This is a genomic window from Modestobacter sp. DSM 44400, from assembly GCF_900107175.1.
GTDB lineage: Bacteria > Actinomycetota > Actinomycetes > Mycobacteriales > Geodermatophilaceae > Modestobacter.
In genome coordinates this window covers 120,985-142,609 of the sequence record NZ_FNOZ01000008.1, presented here as the reverse complement: position 1 = coordinate 142,609, position 21,625 = coordinate 120,985, and the positions used below count along the sequence as shown (strand labels likewise).

Sequence of the window (21,625 nt, the reverse complement as noted above, 5' to 3'; positions counted from 1 at the left end):
CTGTTCAGCTTTATCACCATCAACTGGCGCGGCAAACCGCTGGAGAGCCGCCAGGTGATCATCGACCTGATCGCCTCGACCACCACCCGCACCGGGCTGAAGGTCTACGCCCGCCTGGACGAGGGCTCCTATCCCGACAAGATCAAGGTCACCGATGCCGAACTCGCCGACGTCCGGCTCGACGGCGATCCGTTCCACCCAGAGTGGAACTACACGATCACACCGCGAACCATCGACGACGAATTACATTGATGTAATTCCCTTCCAAGCTCTAAGGCCGCTTCCGCTTGGCCTTCACCGGCTCCACCGGCTCGACCCACCCGGCGATCCGCTTACGGGATTGGCCAGCGGCCCTCGATTGGCCTTCTACACCTCCTGGACCGACCGCGTGAGTACGCAGAACTCGTTGCCCTCTGGATCGGCGAGAACCACCCAGCTCACGTCCGGTCCCTGCCCGACCTGAACGCGATACGCGCCCAGACTGATAACCGGAAGATCGCTGTCCCGGACCTGCCGGGCCACACAGGGGGCTGAGTCGAATGACAAGAAACCGGCCGTCGACGCCCATGTCGGCTGGGTCGGCCGAGGCTCACCCGAGCCGGTCGACCACGGGTTGGGACGCTCGCGGGGCGGCTGGACCAGCAAGCTGCATCTGATCTGCGACGGCCGCGGCAGGGCGCTGTCTATCGGCCTGACCGGCGGAAACGTCAACGACACCACCATGCTGGGCGCCGCCTTGGCCGAGATCCGGGTAGCGCGCCCAGGACCGGGTCGACCGCGCACCACCCCAGATCAGATGCTCGGCGACAAGGGCTACTCATCCAAGGCCAACCGGGCCCTGCTGGCCGAGCGCGGGATCGTCGTCACGATCCCCGAGCGCGCCGATCAGCTCGCCAATCGGGTCCGCCGTGGCAGCACCGGAGGCCGCCCGTACGCATTCGACAAAGACGCCTACAAGGGCCGCAACGTCGTCGAGCGGGCCTTCAACCGGCTCAAGCAGTGGCGCGGCATCGCCACCCGCTACGACAAGAAAGCAGTGAACTACCGAGGCGGGATCGTCTTCGCGAGCATGATCATCTGGCTCACCACATGATCGGGGAGACAGGCCCTAGTCGTGTCGCCGTGCATGAGGAGGCGCCAGTGGCAGGACTGCCGCGCACGGCCGGTGATCGGTCGAGGCCGGGACCCATTGCACGGCTCCACGCGGCCACAGGTAGCCGAGCGAGCACCTCGGCGGCCGCCCCTTCCAGGCGGAGGGCCCTGCAGAACCCGGGTGACTCATGGTCCGGCCCTCATGGATTCTCCTATGAGTCGCGGTGCGTGCCTGTGCCTGCCGCCCCCCGCAGCGGGCCGCGACAGGTTCGCGCGAGCGCGTCTGTGGTGCCCGGAGCGACGACCCCTCCGCTGGTCACCGCGCCGCAGGACGTGCCGGGAATCTATGCCCGCCGTGTGACCTGTACCACTGGGGAAACCGAAAAGTTCTCCGGGGTCTGTGTCGTTGACTGCAGGCAGATCACAGAACCGGAGCGGAATCCAGCAGTCGCAGGCCCAAGGCGAGGAGGAGCAGACCGTCCGCCGTGGACGGGTCCCGGCAGGTCAGGTCGCGGATGCGTCGAAGGCGGTATGCGACCGTGTTGGGATTGACCGCCAGGTGGTCGGCTGCCTTCGTGAGGTTGAAGTTGCACGCGACATAAGCTCGCAGGGTCGGAAGCAACTCCGCCTGCTTGCGGCTGTCGTAGTCGGCGAGCGGGCGCACCGTTTCGTCGAGGAGTGCCTCGGTGTGCCGGGCGGAGCGCAGGAGCTGGTCGAGCAGGACGTCGGCGAATCGGACGGCACGACCGGAACGCTGGGTGGAGAAGCCGAGGTCCGCGGCTTCCCTGGCTTCCGCGTACGACCGGCGAACACCTTCCAGCCCCTCGGTCACCCGTCCGATGCCCACCGTCCACCCCGGTTTCGAGGAGACGACCTGGTCGGCCGCTGTTTCCAGATGGCGGGCCTCGTCGTCGGTGTCCAATCCGCAGATGCAGACGACTTCCGTACCGCGGGCCCCGACCAGGAACCTTCTTGCCAACGGGCCGATCAGGTTGCGCGCGGCCCGTACCGCGGCCTGGGCACCAGTGAACGGATCGTCGCGCGATTGGGGCTGCACGACGATCACCATGAGCCGGTCGCGGAGCGTGGACCCGAGCACGGCGACCTGCCGACGAGCCCGCTCACTGACGGGCTCACCGACCAGCAGTGTCTCCAGGACGTCCGCGTGCAGCGCCTGCCCGTCGGTGGCCACGCTGGTGGACTCGCGGATGTAGGCCTCCGTGACATCAGTCGAGACCTGGTCGACGTAACGCATCATCGCGTCCGCCGCGTCTACGGCCAGTCGGCGCCCGATCTCGTCGTCGCCGGCCAGCTCGGTCATCGTCCGCCAGAGGTGGTTGCCCCACAGCCGGAAGGTGCGCAGGAGGGAGGGCAGGCTTACGTGCTGGTGGACGCGGCGCGCCGCGCTCCGACGTAACCACTCGCCCCCGTCGCCCGACAAGTCGAAGCCGCCGTCGAACATGCGTACAAGATGTTCGATGTTCTGCACCGCGACCTCGGCGACGTCTCGCATCAGCACCGACTCCGGTAGCTCTCGGTACTCGGCGATGATCGTCCGATACTCCTCGACGAGCTCGCGGGCGAGCTCGTGGCGACGGGCATGGATCCGCTCGAGCACCCTTCGCCGGCGCTGGTCGTAGGTGAGGGACGCATTCGTCGCCGCTGTCACCGCAGGGCCTCCGTCCCGACGCGACACCGCCGCAGGTGTCGAGATCCTCTGTCCGGAAGTACGCCCGCCCCGCGTTTCCGCGGGCAGCGCCTGGTAGCGGATCTTCTGATGCCAGCCATCATCGGGCGCCTCCTCAGCTCCACCGCCCCGAAGTCGGCCGGTGCATGTCATTGAAAAGAGAACGGATGGGCGACGAGTTGTCGGATCGTCGCATGACGCGGCTCGCATGGCAGGCATAGCGTTCCGCGATGTCACGGTCTCCCTCCCGTGCATCCGGTCGTCCCCGCGTGACACCGAGGGCTGGACGCAACAGTCACTGAGTCCGGGGATCTCAGCCGTGCACGCCGATTTCCGATCGCGCAGTGACGAGCAGCTCGAGGAGCTCAGCCAGGTGATGAGGAGGTGAAGAATCGGGGACGCCGCAGAGACGACGACGTGCGAGGTACTGCAGCGCTCGAGTTACTCCTAGGCGCCCAGATCCGCCCCCCGGCCGCCTCGCCTGCGGGCGGTCTACGGCTTCGGTCGCGGGATGCGATCCCGGCAGAGCCGGCACAGTGAGGTAGTCGCATGAGCATGTCCCAGCGTGAGTCGATCGACGTCGAGGCGCGCAGCGAAACCGCCTGGCTGACCATCGACCGGCCCGAGAGGCTCAACGCCCTCTCGGTCAGAGCTGATGGGCGGGCTTTCCGACGCCCCGCGCGCGGCCCGGAGGGACGACAGCGCCAACGGACCCTTGGAGCCCCGTGTCGTCCTAGGCCACTGCCGGCTCTGCTCGGCACCACGACCGACCCGATGCGGTTCCGGTCGGAGGGCGACACCACTCCGACGGTGACCTCGTCATTGTCCGGGGCGCACTGGGGGCGGGGCGCCCAGGCGTGCCAGCTCGTCATCGCCGTCGCCGGCGTCGCGGTGCCCGTTCCGGCCGCCGGCATCCCGCAGGCCTGAAACATGTGACTTCGACCGAACGGAGCAGTCATGGGACCTGGAATCCGAGTGTCCGACCGGGGCGCGATCCGCGTCCTGACCATCGACAATCCTGCAAAGCGCAACGCCTTCTCCGGAGCGATGGCGCCCACGCTGCTGGAGGAGCTCGACCGGGCCGACGCCGATCCCGCGGTGCGGGCGATCGTCGTAACGGGAAGTGGGGGCTGCTTCTCGTCAGGTCACGACCTGCAGGAGGTTATGGAGACCCCGGAGACGGCGGGCGACCCGCTAGCGAACGCGGCATTCTCCCGACCGTCGGAGATCCTCACCCCGGTCATCGGCGCCATCGACGGCCCGGCGTATGCAGCTGGCTTCATCCTGGCGCTGAACTGCGACCTGCGCGTCGCCACCCCCGGTGCCCGCTTCTGCGCGGTCGGCGCGGCCATCGGCCTGGTTCCCGTCGGAGGGCAGTTGAGCAGACTGCTCGATCTCGTCGGCTACCCCGTCGCCTATCGATGGTTGGCGACGGCGGTACCTTTCGGGGCCGAGGAAGCGCTGCAGTGCGGGTTCGTGATGCGGATCGCAGACCGGCCAGAGGCGCTGGACGGTGCCATTGCGCTGGCGGAGTCGATCGCCGCCGTGTCACCCGCCGTAGTCGCCGCCGTCAAAGCGGGGTTGACCCACACGGTGCGCCACGGCACCGACGCCGGACGCGGGGCTGAGCCGCTCCTCGCCGCACTCGTCAGGGACCTCCCGGACGGGTCCGAAGGGGTCAACTCCTTCCTCGAGCGCAGGCCGCCCGCTTACCCCAACCGGCCGAAGGACCTGCAAGACCGCATTGCGCAGGTGCTCGCGTGACCGCAATCAGGATGGGCCCCAGCGCCGCCTCCGGCGAGCGCCTCCGTGAGGATGTCATCCGTAACCTAGCCATCCGCTATGGGGTTCCCGCCAACCCCGTCACCTTCGCCTCGACGCCCGAGACCGCCGCGGAGGCTGCGCGCGCGGCCGGGCGCCCTGTGGCCGTGAAGCTCGTGGCAGACGGTGTCATTCACAAGAGCAAGGCAGGTGGCGTCCTGCTCGACGTCGGTCCCGACGAGGTGCAGCAGGCGGTCGAGCGGCTATTCGCCGAGCAGGAGGCCCGTTCCGTCCAGGTCCGTGGCGTGACCGTCGAGCCGATGATCCAGCCAGGCCCCGAGGTAGTCGTGGGGGCCCTGCACGACCCGGGGTTCGGTCCCATAGTCATGGTCGGCTCCGGCGGTGTCGACGTCGAGACGCTTGGCGACGTGGCCTTCGCCCAGGTGCCGCTGGACCGGGACGCCGCGGCCGCGCTGATCGACCGAACCAGGATCGGCAAGGTCCTTCGCCACCGCTTCCCCACCGGTCACGCCCAGCTGGCCGACCTCCTCGTGTGCGTAGGGGGGGTCAACGGCATGCTGCTGTCCGAACCGGTCGACCAGATCGACCTGAACCCGGTTGTCGTTGGCGCCGACCGGATCGTCGCCGTCGACGCGCGTGCCGTGGTCCGCGGTGCGGACGTCGAGGTAGCAGTCGATCTCCCTGACCCGCAAGAGCTGTACGAGCAGCTGCGGCCGGCGATCTATCCGACCTCGATGGCGGTCATTGGCGCGTCGACGGATCCCAGAAAGATGGGACACCGGGCCGTGCGCAGTGCGGTAGAGCAGGGCTTCACCGGTGCCCTGTATCCGGTGAGCCGATCGGCGACGGAGATCCTCGGCCTCGCGGCGGTGCGGTCAATCGACGAGCTGCCGAAGGGCGTCGATCGCGCAGTCGTTGCCCTGCCGGCCGCGGTCGTGCCCGACACGCTGCGGGATCTCGCCGCGCGGGGCACGCGGACCGCCCACGTCTATACCGCAGGCACCTCGGACCTGCGCGAGGCGGTGGCCGGCACCGGGATGAGGGTGCTGGGCCCGAACTGCATCGGGCACTACACCCCATACTCCAACCTGACGATGATCGGCAAGCAGGCGTCGTCGGACGAGCGGGGATCGATCGCGGTGGTCTCGCAGTCCGGGACCTACGCCGGCGACGTCGTCCGGCGCGGCAACGAGCTCGGCTTGCGGTTCAGCTTCGTGAGCTCGGTCGGCAACTGCGATGACGTGTCACCTTCGGAGTTGCTCGGCTTTTGCGAGGCGGACCCGAACACCTCCCTGGTGGCCTTCTATCTCGAGGACGACAGCGACGCCCGCCGCTTCTTCCGGCTGGCGTCGCGAATCACGACCCCTGTCGTCTTGTTCAAGGGCGGTCGCAGTGCCGCCGGCGGAGCGGCCGCGGCCTCCCACACCGGGGCGCTGGCCAGTGACCCGGTACTGCTGCGTGACGTCGGGTCCGCAGCCGGCGTGGTGGTCGTGAAGAGCCTCGACGAGCTGCTCGACACGCTGCTGGTGGCCCAGTACGCGCCAGAGCTCACCGGGCGGGGCCTCGGCCTGGTGGGCAGCGGCGGGGGCGTCGCGGTCGTCGGTTGCGACACGGCGTTCGAGCAGGATCTCGGGCTGCCCCCTCTCTCGTCGGCCACCGCCGCGGCGCTTGCTCAGTACGAAGCTCCCGGCAGCAGCCTGAGCAACCCGGTGGACATCCCGGTCTGGTCGCTCTACGACGACAGCGGATCGTTCACCGGGGCGCTTGTCGAGGGCTTGGCCGCCGATCCGGCCATCGACTTTCTCTGCGCCTACCTCGACCTCGGCACGGTGTACGACATCATGGACGGGCCCGAGGCGGCCGATCTCGTCCGCGCTCTCACAAGAGACCTGCTGACCGCGGACCGGGCCGGAGTCCCGCTGGCGCTGGTGCTTCGCAGCAGCTTCAGCGCGGATCAGGAGGCGCTGGTCCGTACCCTCCGCGCCGAGGCCGCGGTTCACGGCGTGCCGGTGCTGGAGTCCGTCGATCGGGCGATTGCCGCGCTCGGCAGGGTGAGGGCGGCAAACCTGCATCAGCAGCACGCGCAGGTTGGCTGACGGGTGGTGGCGGCGCCAGACAGCATCCCTTCGCACGAGGGGCGGCGCGCCGCCCTCGCCCTCGGTCTGATCGCGACCAGCACGTTCCTCGCAATGAGCGTGTGGTTCTGATAGGTCAGCGCCCGGAACGGGCGTCGCCGGGTCCACCACAGCGGGTCGTCACGGCCGGTCGGCACCGTCTGGTCGAGCCCGGACCGGTAGAGCCGCAGCCACACGAACGCATCCGGTGACGCCGGGACCTGCTGCAGCGCGCGCGTCCCTTTGCGGATCACGGTGACCAGCTGCTGGCCGGGGTCGGCGTCACCGCAGCGCGCGCCGAGCAGCTCCGCCGCCCGGGCTCCGGTCGACACCCACATCGCGATCAGCGCCCGGTCCCGATGCGAGCCTAGTTCGGCGAACACCCGGTTGAACAACTCGTCGGGGATGGCGCGCGGGATCCGCTGGGCGTTCCGCGGCCGATACAGTCCCATCCGCTCGTTGCCGAAAGGCTCCATCGGGTTGTGATGGGCGTTCGCCCGACCTCCGCGCCGCTCCCGGGAGAGCGGGAACGGGTTGACTATCGGGCCCGTCCCGGCGTCGCGGTGGAAGTCGTAGAACCCCCGCAACACCGTCTCCGAGTGCGCCCTGGTCGACGTGACGTACTTCGTTCCCGGGCCGGGCTTGCCGGTCACCGCGTTCGACGCCACACGCCTCCTGCTGACATCGGCCCGGGTCGGCTTGTCGCGCAACGCCAACCAGCGGCAGAAGTCCCGAGCCTCCACCCGGGTGGCCTGGTCCCACCCGACGTCGATGGCCCACCCGAGCCGGAACCACCGCAGCAGGTCCACCGCAGCAGGTCCATCGCATACGACCGCTGCGTCGCAGCCGAACGGCCCGCTGCCTGCAGCTCTCTCAGGAACGCCGTCACCGGCACGACCGGTCCGCCGTCGCCGTCGATCAGCCGAACCGGCTCCGCAGATCGCTGCCCGCCGCGACGGCGCCCACCGCCGGCACGACCAGTGAGGACAACTCACGGTCTTCCCCGAGCCCGTCGATCATGGCCGGGAACGTAACGCTCCGCAGCCCACTCGACGCTCGACGCTATGATCGCTGCCTCAATAGCTCAGTCCAACAGGAGTAGGTCGCGGCAGCGTTCTCCTTCTCCGAGGCGGCGAAACGACCGAGGCATCCAGGTCCACCACCGTGGTCCCGGTCAGCTCCCGCCCGGCGACGCTCAGCCACGGGAAGCCGTCCGGGCCGGCAGCCAGCAGTCCCCACCAGTGCCGGCGGAACGAGGCGATCGCCGCATGGTTCCGGGTCAGCTGCAGCTCGCCGATCTCGGCCAGCGCCCGCCACACCGTCGGCGTCGAGGGCACCGGTCCGGTCACCGGCGCCAGGTGCCGCATGCCCTGGAAGTCGCTGATCGCCTCCGCGCCCAGGAGCTGCGCCACGGCCAGGTCGACCAGCAACTGGCCGCGGTCATAGACCGGGTCGAAGCCGGCCCGGCGCATCACCGCAGACAGCCCGGCCCGCTCGGCCAGCAGCCGCAACGGCAACGCCCCGGCGAACCCGACCAGACGATCATCGTCGGCGACCAGCTCCAGCCGGTCGGCCCATGACGTAGCTTGCACGGAAGAGGTGCACCGCCCCGCTCGGAATCCGATCTTCGACAAATCGCATTCTGGCTGGTCCGGTACACCTCGCCACGTTCAGGTCAAGATCACGTCCGCGATGTGGGCATCCCGGTGAAAGACGGAGGCCGGGCCCAGCCCGCGGGGCGCGGCCACCGGTGAGCCTCCTCGTACGCCACCGAGACAGGGTCGCCGACTGCGCCAGGATTCTGGACACCTTCCCCGCGAGGGGGTTTGATTGGCCGATCCGTTCCGTTCCTGGGCTCCCACCCCCAGCAGAGGAGAGGCGCATGAACGGCGTCCACGATCTCGGAGGAACCGACGGGCTGGGCTCGGTCGAGGTAGAGAAGGAAGAACCGGTCTGGCACGCCGACTGGGAGAAAGCCGCCTTCGCGATGTTCCCCACGAACGCCGTGAAGGGCTACTTCGGCGTCGACGAGTTCCGTTACGGCATCGAGCAGATGCCGGCGGCAGAGTATTTACTGTCGCCCTACTACGAGCACTGGGCGCACGCCATCGAGCACTACACGGTGAAAGCCGGGGCCATCGACCCGGAGGAGCTCGAGCAGCGCACTCGGTACTACCTTCAGCACCCGGACGCACCGGTCCCCGACCGCAAGGACCCCGAGCTCGTCGCGCTGATGGAGACCATGGTCCGCCAAGGGGCCCCGGCCCGTCGCGACTCCGACCGGCCCGCGCGGTTCGCCGTTGGCGACCGGGTCCGCGTGGTCGACGACAGCCCGCTCGGCCACACCCGCCGCGCGCGCTACGTCCGGGGCAGGACCGGCGTCATCGAGAAGGCGCATGGCACCTTCGTCTATCCCGACAGCGCCGGCAACGGGCTGGGTGACGACCCCCAGCACGTCTACACAGTTGTGTTCCGCGCGGCCGACCTATGGGGCGAGCAGGTGGCCGACCCAAACGCGACCGTGTCGTTCGACGTCTGGGAGCCCTATCTCCAGCCGGCCTGACCCGCACCCGTTCTGTCCCGTTCGCTGCTGAGGAGGACCCGGATGTCGACCGTCGAAAGCCCCGAGACCCCGCTTCCGATCCCCAGGCCCGTGCAGCGCTCCGAGGAGGAGATCGCCGCGCGGGTCAAAGCGCTCGAGGCGCTCATGATCGAGAGGGGGATCATGACGACCGACGCGGTGGACCGCCTCGCGGAGATCTACGAGAACGAGGTGGGCCCGCACCTCGGCGCCAAGGTCGTCGCCAAGGCCTGGACCGACCCCGCCTTCAAGGAACGCCTCCTGGCCGACGCCAGCGCCGCGTGCGCGGAGCTGGGCATCGGCGGGATGCAGGGCGAGGACATGATCGCTGTGGAGAACACCGACACGGTCCACCACGTCATCGTGTGCACGCTCTGCTCCTGCTACCCGTGGCCGGTGCTCGGCCTGCCGCCGAAGTGGTACAAGGCGCCGCCCTACCGCTCGCGAGTGGTGCGTGCCCCCCGGGAGGTGCTGCGGGACGACTTCCAGCTCGACATCCCCGAGTCGGTGGAGATTCGGGTGTGGGACTCCAGCGCCGAGCTGCGCTACTTCGTCCTGCCGCAGCGCCCGGCGGGAACCGCCGACCTCAGTGAGGAGGAGCTGGCCCAGTTGGTGACCCGTGACTCGCTGATCGGCGTCGGCGAGCCGCTGCACCCGGGCTCCTCGCGCCGATGACCGCGATGGACGACCGGGAAGCCGCCCGGCGGCGGGTCGAGCACCTGCTCTTGGAGCTGCCGCACCAGGAGCAGATCCGGCCGGCTGACGGGGAGGTCGCCTTCCAGACCGCCTGGGAGATCCGCGCGTTCGCCCTCGGGGTCGCCGCCCACCAGAGCGGTCAATACGACTGGCCGCAGTTCCAGCAGGCGCTCATCGCCGCGATCCGGTCCTGGGAGGACGCCGGCACCGGCGAGGAGTGGCGCTACTACGACCGGTGGCTGGAGGCCCTGCAGACCCTCCTCGCGGAGAGAGGAGTTCTCGACCCGGCGGCGCTGGACGAGCGGACCCGAGCCGTGCTGAGGACCCCGCGGAACGCCCACCACCAGCGGGCGCGACGGGAGCCGGTCGCCGTTGACGCCGCCCGGATAGATCGCTCCCCGCCGGTGCCGTGACGGCGGTTCCGAACGCCGCTAACCCCGTCTGGACGCGGGGGCAGCGGCTGCAGCTATCGGGCATCGTGGCCGCGGTGCTGCTACTGCACGTGGTGGGGTGGACCGGCTACCTGGCCGTGAAGCAGGGGCCTGCGGGCGCCGGCGCCTTCGCCGGCGCCGGGGTCCTCGCGTACGTGCTCGGGATCCGCCACGCCTTCGACGCCGATCACATCGCGGCGATCGACGACACCACCCGACTGATGGTGCAACGTGGGCGGCGTCCGGTCGGTGTCGGGTTCTTCTTCGCGATGGGTGACTCCTCCGTAGTGATCGCACTGGCTCTCGTGGTGGCAGTCGCAGCCGGCGCGACGGCCACCCCGGGGCTCGACCGCTGGCGGCACGTCGGAGGCGCGGTGTCGGCCATCGTGGCCATGTCGTTCCTGGCGCTGGTGGCGATCCTGAACGCGCTAGTGCTGCGGGGCATCGTCGGGGCCTGGCGGGACATGCGACGCGGCCGGCTCGACGAGGAGCAGGTGGAACTGCTGCTGCTCAACCGCGGGCTGGTCAACCGCATCCTCGGTGGCCGAGCCCGCTCGCTCATCCGCTCCTCGTGGCACATGTACCCGCTCGGGATCCTGTTCGGGCTCGGCCTGGAGACCGCCTCCGAGGTAACCCTGCTAACGCTCTCGGCCAGCACTGCGCAGGCCGGTGGACTGTCGCTGTTGGCGGTGCTGTCCTTGCCCCTGCTCTTCGCCGCCGGGATGAGCGCCTTCGACACCTGTGACGGCGTCCTGATGTCGCTGGCCTACTCGTGGTCGGCCGGCCACCCGGCGCGCCGGCTGACTACAACATCGCGACGACCGGGGCGACCGTGTTGGTGGCCGGCTTCCCCTCCAGCGTGTACCTGGCCGGTGTCCTGGTGAACTACGCGGACGTGCCCCTGCTGAGCGGATACGCCGCCGTGGCCGACTCCTTCGAACTGCTCGGCTACGGCATCGTCGCGGTCTTCGTGCTCACCTGGGGTGGTGCACTGCTCGTATGGCGCTACGCCGGCCTTGAGCGCCGGCTCGCTCCGCCGGTCTCAGTGGATCGGTCGACCCGGTTGGCCGGGGACGTCGCGCGATTGACGAGCAGGCGCGGTGCAAGACGACTAGGTAGGAGCCAAGGTTCGCTTGATTCCTCGAGGACGACCGCTCCAATGTCCAGGCGGAAATGACGCCTCCGGTGACGCACGTGTGCCGGGCCGACTGTCAACGGAGGGCCGACGCGGCGGTCGCTAACCTGGCGCTTTCATGCAGGACCGGCTCGGCGGGAAGTTGATCACACGGAAAGGGCTCCTTACCTGCGAGGATGGGCTTGTCGAGAGTCCATGCCGCGCTGATCGAGGCCATCGAACTCCGGTACAACAACATTCGGCTCCACTCGGCGCTCGGCTACATGAGCCCGAACGAGTACGAACGCAACTGGCACGAGCAAGACTCCGCGGCATAACCAACAGATTCCCTGTCCGGAAAGCTTCGGGCTCCTCAGGAGATGTACCTGACCGCGCTGTCCACCGGGCACTGCACCACCAAGGCCGGGCAGCGCCCAGTGAACGACCGGCCGGTGCTCCCGCTGGTCAGCGACCGCACCGGCCGCCGGCGTTGGTCGGACCTCATCGCCATGCCCGCGGGCAGCAACTCGGGGACGGGGAGCACGTACGCCAGTCCCGAGGACAACCGCATCCGTCAGCTGGGCGGAACTCTCAAGCGTCTCGCCGGCGACGACATCCGCCTCGTGCAACTGCCCAACGCTGGCGCAACCAAGGCCAAGTACGAGGGCTTCATGCTGCTGGATGAGGCCGGCGACATCGTCCGGGCGACAGCGTTGCCCTACCGGGTGCCCAAGCCCAGCGAGGCGGTCTTCGGCCTGCCGCGGTCGTTCTTCCTGAGCGGGTGGCACATGGTGCTGTCCGACTCGGAGATGTCCCTCCTCCTAAGCATTCTCGCGCACGTCGGCATCGCCAGCCCCTGGCCGCCGGAGCTCACCGTGCAGCTGACCGGGGCAACACGCATCCGCTTCCACGGCCTCTCGCTGGACACGTACAGCGCCTACAAGTACCTCGCCGCCTGCGGCATCCTCGAGGTCATCCCGGACAACAACCGCCGTTCAGACGGCACGTTCGAGGGCCAGCGCGAGGGCATGCGGCCCCTTCCGCATCAGCTGCGGGTCATCGAGAAAGGCTTCGACAAGGACGCGCTCGGCGTGGTCACCGCAACCCTGAAGGGGATGGGTACGGCCAAGCCGGGAGCCTGATCCGAGCGAGGCCTTCCGACGGCGTGGCCGAGGAATCGGCGGTCGAGGTGGACGGTGCCGAGGGACCCCCGGCTATGCCGCGACGAGGCGCCGGAAGAAGTCCTTCACGAACTCCTCGACGGACGCACGGGAGCGAAGGTCCTCAACGGGCTCGCCCGCACCAATGTAAGGCGGCGTCGCCGGACACCTGACAGGTTCTCATCCCCAGGTACAGCGATCAAGATCGCGGTCGGTCACACCTCTTGCACCCACGGTCTGCCCGATTCGTGGTGACGAGTTGATACACCTGGCTACGGACCCTGAGGGCATGGGCAACAGGGGAACCGCCGACTACAAGGCTCGTCGGCGGGAGCGGGAGCGCCAACGTCGTCAGCAGGAGGAGCGCGCCGCAGCGCGACCCGAGCGCACACCGGCCCGTGAGCCCGTGACGGCCCCGATGAGTGGTAGTGCACGACGGGCTGCCGCAGTCGTCTGCGGGTGGTGCGACGGCCCGATTAACCCTCGGACAAGTGGACCGATCCCCAAGTGGTGCTCGGCGACCTGCCGGCACCGAGCTTGGGAACAAGCACGAGCTGCCGCATCCGGTCGAGCCGCCGTCCAGGTGGTGGAGCGGATCGTTCTCACCCCGGCAGTGCAACCCGCTGGGACGACTCCACGGCACGACGGCTGGATCGACGTACTTCGCGAGCTGAGCAGGCAACTCGACCGAGGACTGCTCTACGACCGCGACCTGCCCGGCGTGGCCAGCGCACTGGACGAGGCGCTCGCCTCATTGCGCCGCCGCACCCGGCCGCGGTGACGCCCAACTTCTCCCGTGCCCCGTCAGGGGTGACACAGGGGTGACGTGGGGTGACACTCCCCCGCCCTCGCGCTGGCAGGCAGATCTCAAAGTTCTTCGGTCACTGCTGACAGCAATCCAACGCGATGGGCGCCTTCTCCAGGGTGACGGGCTGTCGCTCCGCCCGCCCAGCCGCTCGTCGTCAGGAGGAGTCATGACCGTCCGACTACTGACCACCGAGGAAGTAGCCACGCGCTTCCGCACCAGCCCCGCCACCGTCCGCTACTGGCGCCACATTGGCATCGGGCCCGACGGCGTCCGCGTCGGCCGCCGCGTCCTCTACGACGAGGCAGAGTGTGACTGCTGGTGGCAGACGAAGGTCGCCGGTCAACTCGCCAAGGGCGGTCGCTGATCCCGGTACGCCCACAGGCCGCCACCTCGGGCATGGCGCGGTGACACCCCCGCGCGGCAGGCTGACCTACGCCGGCGAACGAGCCCGGCACCCCAGCAGCCGAGGAGGCGCGCCCGTGGCGAACATCGCCCGCCGGGAGGACGGTCGGTGGCGCGCCCGCTACCGGGACAACGCCGGCAAGGAGCACGCCCGGCACTTCGGCCGGAAGACCGACGCTCAACGATGGCTGGACGAGGTCACCGCCACCGTCGTCACCGGCATGTACGTCGACCCGAAGGCCGGTCGCGTCACCCTCTCGGCGTTCTACGCAGCCTGGGCTGCCCGCCAGGTCTGGGCTCCGGGCACCGAACTGGCGATGAGCCTGGCGGTGCGGACAGCGACGTTCACCGACGTGGAGCTGCGGCTGCTCCGCCGCTCGCACGTGGAGTCGTGGGTCAAGCAGATGACAGCAGCAGGCCTCGCGCCGGGCACCGTGCACACCCGGGTGCAGAACGTGCGGGCCGTCCTGCGCGGAGCCGTCCGCGACCGGGTGATCGCGGCCGACCCATCCGACGGGGTGACACTCCCCCGCCGACGGCGTCGCGAGCACGCCATGAGCATCCCCACGCCACCCCAGGTCGGCGCACTGCTCGGGGCCGCCGACGAGCGATTCGCCGCCTTCATCGCCATCTGCGCCTTCGGCGGTCTCCGGCTCGGAGAGGCCGCTGCGCTGCAGGTCGGCGACGTCGACTTCCTCCGGCGCCGGTTGGTGGTCAGCCGCCAGGTCCAGCGAGGACCCGGCGGCTCGGTGGACCTGCGGGCACCCAAGCACGGCTCGGAGCGCACCATCGTCGTCCCCGACCGGCTGCTCACCCTGCTCGCCGGGCACGTGGAGCAGCACCTGGCCACCGGCGGTCCGGAACGCTGGCTCTTCCCCACCCCGACCGGTACCCCGCCGCACCAGAACACCGTCGGGCATCAGTGGCGCAAGGCGACGTCAGCGACTGGCCTGACCGGTCTCCGATTGCATGACCTCCGGCACTTCTTCGCCTCCGGTCTCATCGCCTCCGGCTGCGACGTCGTAACCGTGCAGCGGGCCCTCGGGCACGCCTCGGCGACCACGACCCTGAACACCTACGGGCACCTGTGGCCCGACGCGGAGGACCGCACCCGAGCCGCTACCGAGGGGCTGATGGCCGCGTCACTCGACAATCTTGCGGACTATCTGCGGACCGAACGTCGCCCGCAAGCCGCTGCCCTGCGACTTTAGGGCAGATCAGACGTTGAAGCGGAACTCCACCACGTCGCCGTCGGCCATGACGTACTCCTTGCCCTCGATGCGCACCCAGCCGCGGGACTTCGCCTCGCCCATCGACCCAGCCTCCATGAGGTGGTCGAACGACACGATCTCGGCCTTGATGAAGCCGCGCTGGAAGTCGGTGTGGATTATCCCGGCGGCCTGCGGTGCGGTGGCGCCGATCGGGATCGTCCAGGCCCGCGACTCCTTGGGGCCGGCGGTCAGGTACGTCTGCAGGCCGAGGGTGGCGAAGCCGACGCGGGCCAGCTGGTCCAGACCCGCCTCGTCCTGTCCGATGGAGGCCAACAGCTCGGCGGCCTCCTCCGCAGGCAGTTCGATCAGTTCGGACTCGGTCTGCGCGTCCAGCACGATGGCCTCGGCCGGCGCGACCATCGCCCGCAGTGAATCGAGCAGCTCGGTGTTGGAGAGCTCGTCGGTGTCGACGTTGAAGACGTACAGGAACGGCTTGGTCGTCAGCAGCGACAGCTCGCGCAGCGGCTCGGGGTCCACCCCGGCGGCGAACAGCGTCGTCCCGGAGTTCAGCACCGCCTGGGCGGCGACCGCAGCATCGTGCAGGACCTTGCGATCCTTGTCCTTGCGCGACTCCTTCTCCAGCCGCGGGATCGCCTTCTCCAGCGTCTGCATGTCGGCCAGCACGAGCTCGGTGTTGATCGTCTCGATGTCGTCGGCCGGGTCGACCTTGCCCTCGACGTGCACCACGTCGGGGTCGGTGAACACCCGGATGACCTGGCAGATGGCGTCGCTCTCGCGGATGTTGGCCAGGAACTTGTTGCCCAGCCCGGCGCCCTCACTGGCGCCGCGCACGATGCCGGCGATGTCCACGAACGACACCGTCGCCGGGATGATCTTCTGCGAGCCGAACACCCCCGCGAGCTTCTCCAACCGCGGGTCGGGAACCCCCACCACGCCGACGTTGGGCTCGATCGTGGCGAACGGGTAGTTCGCCGCCAGCACGTCGTTCTTGGTCAGGGCGTTGAACAGCGTGGACTTGCCGACGTTGGGCAGCCCGACGATGCCGATGGTGAGACTCACGGGAGTACAGCCTACGGCGCTGGCGGCGGCACCCCGGGCGGGCGACGATGGCCCGATGCCCACACCCGTCGACCTGGCCGCCGTCCTGGCCGGGATCACCCAGCCCTGGCAGCCCCGCACGGTCGCCCTCCTCAACGACTACGACCTGCGCGTGGTCCGCACCCACGGCGAGTTCACCCGGCACAGCCACCCGGAGACCGACGAGGTCTTCCTCGTCCTGTCCGGCTCGCTCACCATCCGGCTGGACGACGGCGACGTCACCCTCGGCCCCGGCCAGCTGCACGTCGTCCCGAAGGGCACCCCGCACCAGCCGTACTCGCCGGACGGCGCGGAGGTGCTGCTCATCGAGCCGAGCGCGACCGTGAACACCGGCGACACACCCAGCGAGCTCACCGCCGAGCGCCGGGTCGTCTGATCAGACCGGCGCGAGCGCCACGTGAGGCAGACCGGGCAGCTCGACCCGGACGCCGTCCGCAGGTCGGACGGAACCGTCGGCGACAACGACCCCCATGACCCCCGCTCTGCGGACCAGGTGTCCCTTCTCGTCCCGGTCGAGGACCGCCTGCATCAGGCCGGGACGGAAGTCGTCGAGCTGACGACACGGGTTCCGCCGCCCGGTCACCTCGATCACCGCGTTCCGACCGAGATGCAGGTGAGTGCCACGCGGCAGGCCCAGCAGGTCGACGCCGCGGGTGGTCACGTTCTCGCCCAACTGCCCCGGCGCAATCCCGAAGCCACGACCGTTGAGCTCGTCGTACAGCTCGGCGTGAATGAGGTGCAGCTGGCGCAGGTTGGGCTGGGACGGGTCGACCGCTACCCGGGACCGGTGCTGGACGGTCGCCCCGGCGTGGGCGTCGCCGTCCACACCGAGACCGGCGATGAGCTCGATGTCGTCCTGGTTGCGCTTGCCGAACCGGTGCACGTCGCTACGGCTGACTGTGAGGACCGGGCCAGGCGTCCCAAGGCCTTCGTTCGTGGTCACGGCCGGCCGAGTTCCTCGAGCGGCTGCGCCCTCGTTGGTTCACCACAGGACCTCGACCCCTGGCAGCGTCGTGAACGCGTCGTCCGCCGTCGCCAGTGAAAGCGACTCGAGCATGCACTGAGCAGCGATCATCCGGTCGAAGGGATCACGATGCTGCCAGTCCAACGACCCGGCCAGGAGACTGTGGCGAGCCGTCACGTCCAGCGACTCAACTCCGAGCCGCGCAAGGTGCTGCTCATACCCGTGCACCAGCAGGTCGGCCTGCGGCAGCTTCCCCAACCGCCGCTTCGTGGCAATTTCCCATGCCGATGCCGCCGACGCGAACAGCTCGGTCCGACGCGTCGTCACGAGCTCGCGGACGGACTGCGAAAGCCGGGCCGGCTCGGTGAGCATCCACAGCAACGCGTGGGTGTCCAGCAAGAGCCGACGCGGCGTCACTGCTCCCACGCTTCGAGTTCAACCTCCGGCAGGGCCTCGAAGAACGAAGTCGGCAGCCGGTAGGCGACGAAACCGAGCTCCCTGTCCCCGGCGCCGGCGTACGGGACCAATGTTGCCACGGGAACGTCACCGCGGGCGATGACCACCTCTGCCCCACGCTCCACCTCGGCCAGGAGCGCGGACAGATGAGTCTTCGCGTCCTGCACCTTCACGGTCTTGGCCATGATGTCAGTCTGGGCTGACCAACCTGGGCTGGTCAACGTCCACAGCACCTGGGATCAGGATCATGATGCGGAGTCATCACGACCCACCTGGCACCGCGAGCAGCCCCCGCTCCACCGCCACCAGCACCGCCCGGGTGCGGTCGTCGACCCCTAGCTTGGCGAAGACCCGCAGCAGGTGGGTCTTCACCGTCGCCTCGCCGATGAACAGCTCCCGCCCGATGTCGGCGTTGGTCAGGCCGCGCGCCACGCCGGCCAGCACCTGCAGCTCCCGCGCCGTCGGCGCCTCGACCGCCGGCGCGCGCATCCGGGACACCAGCTTGGCCGCGACCGGCGGCGCGAGCACCGTCTCGCCGCGGGCCGCGGCGCGGACCGCGTCGGCCAGCTGCGGCAGCGGGGTGTCCTTGAGCAGGTAGCCGGCCGCGCCGGCCTCCACCGCCCGCACGATGTCGGCGTCGGTGTCGTAGGTGGTCAGCACCAGTACCCGCACGTCGGGATGGACCGCGGTGATCCGGCCAGTGGCCGTTACGCCGTCCATCCGCGGCATCCGCAGGTCCATCAGGACGACGTCCGGCTCGTGCTCGGCCACCGCCGCCAACGCGGCCAGCCCGTCGGCTGCCTCCCCGACGACCTCGAGGTCCGGCTGCGCGGCCAGCCAGCCGACCAGCCCGCCGCGCACCACCGGGTGGTCGTCCACGACCAGGATGCGGGTCATCGCGCCGGCACCCGGACCGTCACCCGCGTTCCCTGCCCCGGCGCCGAGGCGACCTCCACTGCCCCACCGACCTGCTCCGCACGGTCGCGCAACCCGCCCAGCCCGGCACCCGCCGTCCCCGCCGGGTCGAAGCCGACGCCGTCGTCCTCCACGTGCACCGACAGCTGCACCGCCTCCCCCGCGCCCACGCGGCCGACCCGCAGCACCACCGCGCTCGCCGCCGCGTGCCGGCGCACGTTGGTCAGCGCCTCCTGCGCACCGCGCAGCAGCACGATCTCCTGGCTGCGGGGCAGCGGCGGCCCCTCACCCAGCGCCGTGGTGTCCAGCCGGGTGGCAACGCCGGTCTCCCGGCCGAACCGCTCCGCCAGCCGCTGCAACGCCTCCACCAGGGTGGCCGACTCCAGCCCCACCGGGGCGAACGCGCCCACCATCGCGCGGGCCTCGGCCAGGTTCTCCCGGGCGACCTCTTCGATCAGCCCGAGCCGCTCGGCCGCGCCACCCGGGTCGGCCGCCAGCTGGGCGGTTGCCGTCTGCGCCAGGACGACGATGCTCGTGTAGCCCTGCGCCAGGGTGTCGTGCACCTCGCGGGCCAGCCGCTCGCGCTCGGCGACGATGCCCTGCTCCCGGTGCGCGACGGCGAGCTCCGCGCGGGTCTGTTCGAGCTCACGGATGAGCGTGGCCCGCTGCCGGCTCTGGTCCAGCACCCGGGTGACCCAGATGCCCATCGCGACGCTGAACGCCAGCCCGACCAGCGTCTGACCGGGTCCGGACAGGGGTTCGGTGCCCTGCGTCCAGTGCACCACCGGCCCGACGGTGCTCGCGGCGCCGAGAGCCAGCGTCCACAGCAGACCCGCACGCACCGAGCCGACCATGAACCACACCTGCGGAAAGGCCACGAACATCAGGAACAGCAGTTCGGGGAAGACCCAGGCAAGGACGCCGACCACGGCCACGAGCACGACCAGGTAAAGCACCGACCGCCGGTGGTCCCGGCCGGCGAGCGCCCCGGCACCGACGACCGCGTAGACCACCGCCAGCACGGCGAGGGCGGCCAGCAGCACGATCCGGCGCCCGCCGCTCTGGCTGACCAGCGTGTCCACGACGGCGGTCGCCCCGACGACGACGAAGGCCAGGTGCAGGACTCCGACGGTGACCCGCCATCCCCGCTCGGACAGCGGCGGTTCGTCGTCGTCCCCGCGGTCCGAGGGGACGACGACGGACCGCAGCCAGGGCGCGATGGTCACCCCTCGCCCCGCCGCCACCGGGACGTGCGCACGCACACCACGCCGCCGATGATCACCCATCCGACCAGCACCAGGACAGTCCTGCCGTGCTCCCATCCCCCAACGATTTCGAACGCGGAGGCACCGTCGGACAGGAACGCCGACCGCATTCCCTGGGTCAGCCACTTCAACGGGAACAGCGCCGCTCCCTGCTGCATCCAGCCCGGCAGCTCGGGGAAGGCGAAGAACACGCCGGAGAAGAACTGCAGCACGATCGCGAAGCCCATCACGCTGGTCGAGACGGAGGCGGCGCTGCCGCCCAGCCCCGAGACGGCGATGCCCAGCACCGTGCCGGCCAGCGCTCCCAGGGCGGTCACCCAGGCGAAGGTCAGCCAGTGCGCGGCGTCGACCGGCATCGGCACGTCGAAGCTGTAGCGGGCCAGCGGCAGCAGCAGGGCCAGCTGGACCGCGGTGGTGACCAGCACCTGCCCGGCCTTGCCGGCGAAGTAGGCCACCGGCGGGGTGCCCAGCAGCTGCAGCCGCTCCAGCTGCCCGGTCTCCCGCTCAGCGGCGATCGACGTCGCGACCGCCTGGAAGCTGACCAGCATGATGCCGGTGGCGGCGATGCCGGCCAGGAAGTACCGCGGAAAGGAGAAGCCGCCCGGTGTCTCGTCGCCGCCCAGCAGCGACCCGAAGATCACCATCATCACCAGCGGATAGGCAAAGGCGAACACCACCTGCTGCCGTTCCCGGGCGAACAGGCGCAGCTCCAGCCGGGTGCGGGCCAGCGCGATGCGGGCCGCGGACGGCGGACCCGGGCGGGTGGTCAGGACGGCGGTCATCGGGTTCCTCCTGCGGTGGTGGGGACGGCGCCGACGAGCTGGAGGTAAACGTCCTCCAGGCCGGGGCTGGTGACGGTGAGGCCGGGGACCTCGGAGGGCGCGACGGCGAGCAGGTCGCGGAGCACCGCGGCCGGCGCATCGGTGCGCACCTGGCGGCGGGCGCCGGCCTCGGTCCAGCTGACCGTGGCGACCCTGCGCAGCGCGGCACCGAGCTCATCCGGTGCGCCGACCTCGACCAGCCGGCCGCCGGAGACCACGCCGACCCGGTCGGCGAGCTCCGCGGCCTCGTCCAGGTAGTGGGTGGTGAGCAGCACCGTGGTGCCTCCGGCGCGCAGGTTCCGGACCAGCTCCCAGAACTGCCGACGGGCGACCGGGTCCATGCCGGTCGTCGGCTCGTCGAGGAACACCAGGTCCGGGCGGCCCTGCACGCCGAGGGCCACGGCGAGCCTGCGCTGCTGGCCACCGGAGAGCCGGCCGACCCGGGTGCCGGCCTGATCGGTCAGCCCCACGGCGTCCAACAGATCGGCGGTGCTGCGCGGGGTCGCGGTGTAGGCGGCGAAGTGGTCCAGGGTCTCCCGGACGCTCAGCGCCTGACCGGCCGGCTCTCCCTGGCTCACCACCCCGATCCGGGCCCGCCACGCACGACCGGCCCGGGCCGGGTCCTCACCCAGCACGGTGACCGCCCCGCCGTCGCGGCGGCGGACGCCCTCCAGCACCTCGATGGTGGTGGTCTTGCCGGCCCCGTTGGGGCCGAGCAGCGCGAACACCTCCCCGCGCCGCACCTCGAGGTCCAGGCCCTCGAGCACGGCCCGGCCCCCGTACCGCTTTTCCAGTCCGCGCACCCGCACGGCCGGCCCGTCTGCGCCGGCCGCCGTCGCCGGCCGGGGCACCACCTCTGTCGTCGTCATGAGACGAGCCTGTCCGGGCGGCATCGGCGGCGGAACCATCGAACCGTGGGTCCGCCGTCCACCGATCGGTGGACGGGGCACCGCACGGCGACGTCCGAAAACCGCCAGTCGGTCACTCCGGGTGCTGTCATCCTGGGT

Annotated in this window: 26 protein-coding genes and 1 pseudogene; 15 read left to right on the top strand and 12 right to left on the bottom strand. The window is 70.1% G+C overall.

The window, feature by feature from the left end; genetic code table 11:
- Positions 1-252 (top strand): annotated as a pseudogene (locus BLW04_RS07960) (ISAzo13 family transposase); the annotation flags it as partial.
- Between the two features lie 114 nt (positions 253-366).
- Here BLW04_RS07960 and BLW04_RS29140 read toward each other — a convergent pair.
- The gene (locus BLW04_RS29140) at positions 367-522 is read right to left on the bottom strand and encodes a VOC family protein (RefSeq protein WP_256375470.1); all 156 of its coding nucleotides are present in this window, start codon (positions 520-522) and stop codon (positions 367-369) included.
- Between BLW04_RS29140 and BLW04_RS07950 the strand changes: the two genes are divergently transcribed.
- A complete protein-coding gene (locus tag BLW04_RS07950) occupies positions 482-1,093 on the top strand; it encodes an IS5 family transposase (protein WP_091538334.1) in 612 nt (203 codons plus the stop codon). The two genes, BLW04_RS29140 and BLW04_RS07950, sit on opposite strands and share 41 nt — an antisense overlap.
- A 420-nt stretch (positions 1,094-1,513) precedes the next feature.
- On the opposite strand, the gene BLW04_RS07945 is transcribed toward BLW04_RS07950, so the two are convergent.
- A complete protein-coding gene (locus BLW04_RS07945) occupies positions 1,514-3,016 on the bottom strand; it encodes a PucR family transcriptional regulator (protein WP_175483944.1) in 1,503 nt (500 codons plus the stop codon).
- 537 nt (positions 3,017-3,553) lie between these two features.
- Here BLW04_RS07945 and BLW04_RS26585 point away from each other — a divergent pair.
- From BLW04_RS26585 to BLW04_RS07930, 3 genes are read left to right on the top strand one after another with little or no spacing between them, the layout of a single operon-like run.
- A complete protein-coding gene (locus tag BLW04_RS26585) occupies positions 3,554-3,706 on the top strand; it encodes a hypothetical protein (protein WP_175483943.1) in 153 nt (50 codons plus the stop codon).
- Between the two features lie 30 nt (positions 3,707-3,736).
- Positions 3,737-4,543: an enoyl-CoA hydratase/isomerase family protein gene (locus BLW04_RS07935; protein WP_091538330.1), complete on the top strand. Its 807-nt coding sequence runs from the start codon at positions 3,737-3,739 to the stop codon at positions 4,541-4,543.
- Positions 4,540-6,657 carry an acetate--CoA ligase family protein gene (locus tag BLW04_RS07930; protein WP_217630900.1) on the top strand — a complete coding sequence of 706 codons (2,118 nt, stop codon included), beginning with the start codon at positions 4,540-4,542 and terminating at the stop codon, positions 6,655-6,657. Before BLW04_RS07935 ends, BLW04_RS07930 begins: the two co-directional genes overlap by 4 nt.
- Here BLW04_RS07930 and BLW04_RS07925 read toward each other — a convergent pair.
- Both BLW04_RS07925 and BLW04_RS07920 read right to left on the bottom strand, forming a co-directional pair.
- Positions 6,633-7,484 carry a hypothetical protein gene (locus tag BLW04_RS07925; protein WP_175483942.1) on the bottom strand — a complete coding sequence of 284 codons (852 nt, stop codon included), beginning with the start codon at positions 7,482-7,484 and terminating at the stop codon, positions 6,633-6,635. The two genes, BLW04_RS07930 and BLW04_RS07925, sit on opposite strands and share 25 nt — an antisense overlap.
- A gap of 267 nt (positions 7,485-7,751) precedes the next feature.
- Positions 7,752-8,267 (bottom strand): hypothetical protein, encoded by a 516-nt coding sequence (locus tag BLW04_RS07920; protein ID WP_091538326.1) that lies wholly within the window; start codon positions 8,265-8,267, stop codon positions 7,752-7,754.
- 290 nt (positions 8,268-8,557) lie between these two features.
- On the opposite strand from BLW04_RS07920, the gene nthB reads away from it, so the two are divergent.
- The 9 genes from nthB (at position 8,558) to BLW04_RS07880 (ending at position 15,078) form a co-directional block, all read left to right on the top strand.
- Positions 8,558-9,238: a nitrile hydratase subunit beta gene (nthB, locus tag BLW04_RS07915; protein WP_091538324.1), complete on the top strand. Its 681-nt coding sequence runs from the start codon at positions 8,558-8,560 to the stop codon at positions 9,236-9,238.
- A 42-nt stretch (positions 9,239-9,280) separates the two neighbouring features.
- Positions 9,281-9,931: a nitrile hydratase subunit alpha gene (gene nthA / locus BLW04_RS07910; RefSeq protein ID WP_091538322.1), complete on the top strand. Its 651-nt coding sequence runs from the start codon at positions 9,281-9,283 to the stop codon at positions 9,929-9,931.
- A complete protein-coding gene (locus BLW04_RS07905) occupies positions 9,928-10,365 on the top strand; it encodes a nitrile hydratase accessory protein (RefSeq protein ID WP_091538320.1) in 438 nt (145 codons plus the stop codon). Before nthA ends, BLW04_RS07905 begins: the two co-directional genes overlap by 4 nt.
- The gene (locus BLW04_RS07900; RefSeq protein ID WP_217630899.1) at positions 10,362-11,267 is read left to right on the top strand and encodes a HoxN/HupN/NixA family nickel/cobalt transporter; all 906 of its coding nucleotides are present in this window, start codon (positions 10,362-10,364) and stop codon (positions 11,265-11,267) included. The genes BLW04_RS07905 and BLW04_RS07900 overlap by 4 nt, the downstream gene beginning before the upstream one ends.
- Before the next feature lie 427 nt (positions 11,268-11,694).
- Entirely contained in the window at positions 11,695-11,835 is a 141-nt protein-coding gene (locus BLW04_RS25805) for an IS3 family transposase (RefSeq protein WP_139306771.1), read from the top strand.
- 42 nt (positions 11,836-11,877) lie between these two features.
- On the top strand, positions 11,878-12,639 hold the full coding sequence (locus BLW04_RS07895; RefSeq protein WP_091538318.1) for a hypothetical protein: 762 nt from the start codon (positions 11,878-11,880) through the stop codon (positions 12,637-12,639).
- A 604-nt stretch (positions 12,640-13,243) separates the two neighbouring features.
- A complete protein-coding gene (locus tag BLW04_RS07890; RefSeq protein ID WP_139306770.1) occupies positions 13,244-13,438 on the top strand; it encodes a hypothetical protein in 195 nt (64 codons plus the stop codon).
- Between the two features lie 193 nt (positions 13,439-13,631).
- Positions 13,632-13,829 carry a helix-turn-helix transcriptional regulator gene (locus BLW04_RS07885; RefSeq protein WP_091538314.1) on the top strand — a complete coding sequence of 66 codons (198 nt, stop codon included), beginning with the start codon at positions 13,632-13,634 and terminating at the stop codon, positions 13,827-13,829.
- A gap of 115 nt (positions 13,830-13,944) precedes the next feature.
- Positions 13,945-15,078, top strand: a complete 1,134-nt coding sequence (locus tag BLW04_RS07880; protein WP_091538312.1) for a tyrosine-type recombinase/integrase — start codon at positions 13,945-13,947, stop codon at positions 15,076-15,078.
- 6 nt (positions 15,079-15,084) lie between these two features.
- Here the strand turns inward: BLW04_RS07880 and ychF are convergent, their stop codons facing one another.
- Positions 15,085-16,158 carry a redox-regulated ATPase YchF gene (ychF, locus tag BLW04_RS07875; RefSeq protein ID WP_091538310.1) on the bottom strand — a complete coding sequence of 358 codons (1,074 nt, stop codon included), beginning with the start codon at positions 16,156-16,158 and terminating at the stop codon, positions 15,085-15,087.
- A 55-nt stretch (positions 16,159-16,213) separates the two neighbouring features.
- Between ychF and BLW04_RS07870 the strand changes: the two genes are divergently transcribed.
- Positions 16,214-16,573: a cupin domain-containing protein gene (locus BLW04_RS07870; protein ID WP_091538307.1), complete on the top strand. Its 360-nt coding sequence runs from the start codon at positions 16,214-16,216 to the stop codon at positions 16,571-16,573.
- Here BLW04_RS07870 and BLW04_RS07865 read toward each other — a convergent pair whose 3' ends face one another.
- The 7 genes from BLW04_RS07865 to BLW04_RS07835 all read right to left on the bottom strand — a co-directional run bounded on the left by BLW04_RS07865 (position 16,574) and on the right by BLW04_RS07835 (position 21,487).
- A complete protein-coding gene (locus BLW04_RS07865) occupies positions 16,574-17,140 on the bottom strand; it encodes an MOSC domain-containing protein (RefSeq protein WP_091538304.1) in 567 nt (188 codons plus the stop codon).
- A 39-nt stretch (positions 17,141-17,179) separates the two neighbouring features.
- Entirely contained in the window at positions 17,180-17,587 is a 408-nt protein-coding gene (locus tag BLW04_RS07860; RefSeq protein WP_254781167.1) for a type II toxin-antitoxin system VapC family toxin, read from the bottom strand.
- Positions 17,575-17,802: a type II toxin-antitoxin system Phd/YefM family antitoxin gene (locus tag BLW04_RS07855; RefSeq protein ID WP_091538364.1), complete on the bottom strand. Its 228-nt coding sequence runs from the start codon at positions 17,800-17,802 to the stop codon at positions 17,575-17,577. The genes BLW04_RS07860 and BLW04_RS07855 overlap by 13 nt, the downstream gene beginning before the upstream one ends.
- A gap of 76 nt (positions 17,803-17,878) precedes the next feature.
- A complete protein-coding gene (locus BLW04_RS07850; protein ID WP_091538299.1) occupies positions 17,879-18,514 on the bottom strand; it encodes a response regulator in 636 nt (211 codons plus the stop codon).
- The gene (locus BLW04_RS07845) at positions 18,511-19,758 is read right to left on the bottom strand and encodes a sensor histidine kinase (protein ID WP_254781166.1); all 1,248 of its coding nucleotides are present in this window, start codon (positions 19,756-19,758) and stop codon (positions 18,511-18,513) included. Before BLW04_RS07845 ends, BLW04_RS07850 begins: the two co-directional genes overlap by 4 nt.
- Positions 19,755-20,579, bottom strand: a complete 825-nt coding sequence (locus BLW04_RS07840) for an ABC transporter permease (protein WP_091538290.1) — start codon at positions 20,577-20,579, stop codon at positions 19,755-19,757. Before BLW04_RS07840 ends, BLW04_RS07845 begins: the two co-directional genes overlap by 4 nt.
- Positions 20,576-21,487, bottom strand: coding sequence for an ABC transporter ATP-binding protein (locus BLW04_RS07835; RefSeq protein ID WP_091538288.1), 912 nt, complete (start codon positions 21,485-21,487; stop codon positions 20,576-20,578). The genes BLW04_RS07840 and BLW04_RS07835 overlap by 4 nt, the downstream gene beginning before the upstream one ends.
- Positions 21,488-21,625: the final 138 nt, after the last annotated feature.

Excerpts from the sequence above, each read along its gene's own strand:
- BLW04_RS26585 (WP_175483943.1), top strand. The coding sequence starts at position 3,554 with ATGCGGTTCCGGTCGGAGGGCGACACCACTCCGACGGTGACCTCGTCA.
- BLW04_RS07935 (WP_091538330.1), top strand. The coding sequence starts at position 3,737 with ATGGGACCTGGAATCCGAGTGTCCGACCGGGGCGCGATCCGCGTCCTG.
- nthB (WP_091538324.1), top strand. The coding sequence starts at position 8,558 with ATGAACGGCGTCCACGATCTCGGAGGAACCGACGGGCTGGGCTCGGTC.
- nthA (WP_091538322.1), top strand. The coding sequence starts at position 9,281 with ATGTCGACCGTCGAAAGCCCCGAGACCCCGCTTCCGATCCCCAGGCCC.
- BLW04_RS07905 (WP_091538320.1), top strand. The coding sequence starts at position 9,928 with ATGACCGCGATGGACGACCGGGAAGCCGCCCGGCGGCGGGTCGAGCAC.
- BLW04_RS25805 (WP_139306771.1), top strand. The coding sequence starts at position 11,695 with ATGGGCTTGTCGAGAGTCCATGCCGCGCTGATCGAGGCCATCGAACTC.
- BLW04_RS07895 (WP_091538318.1), top strand. The coding sequence starts at position 11,878 with ATGTACCTGACCGCGCTGTCCACCGGGCACTGCACCACCAAGGCCGGG.
- BLW04_RS07885 (WP_091538314.1), top strand. The coding sequence starts at position 13,632 with ATGACCGTCCGACTACTGACCACCGAGGAAGTAGCCACGCGCTTCCGC.
- BLW04_RS07870 (WP_091538307.1), top strand. The coding sequence starts at position 16,214 with ATGCCCACACCCGTCGACCTGGCCGCCGTCCTGGCCGGGATCACCCAG.
- BLW04_RS07855 (WP_091538364.1), bottom strand. The coding sequence starts at position 17,802 with ATGGCCAAGACCGTGAAGGTGCAGGACGCGAAGACTCATCTGTCCGCG.
- BLW04_RS07850 (WP_091538299.1), bottom strand. The coding sequence starts at position 18,514 with ATGACCCGCATCCTGGTCGTGGACGACCACCCGGTGGTGCGCGGCGGG.
- BLW04_RS07840 (WP_091538290.1), bottom strand. The coding sequence starts at position 20,579 with ATGACCGCCGTCCTGACCACCCGCCCGGGTCCGCCGTCCGCGGCCCGC.
- BLW04_RS07835 (WP_091538288.1), bottom strand. The coding sequence starts at position 21,487 with ATGACGACGACAGAGGTGGTGCCCCGGCCGGCGACGGCGGCCGGCGCA.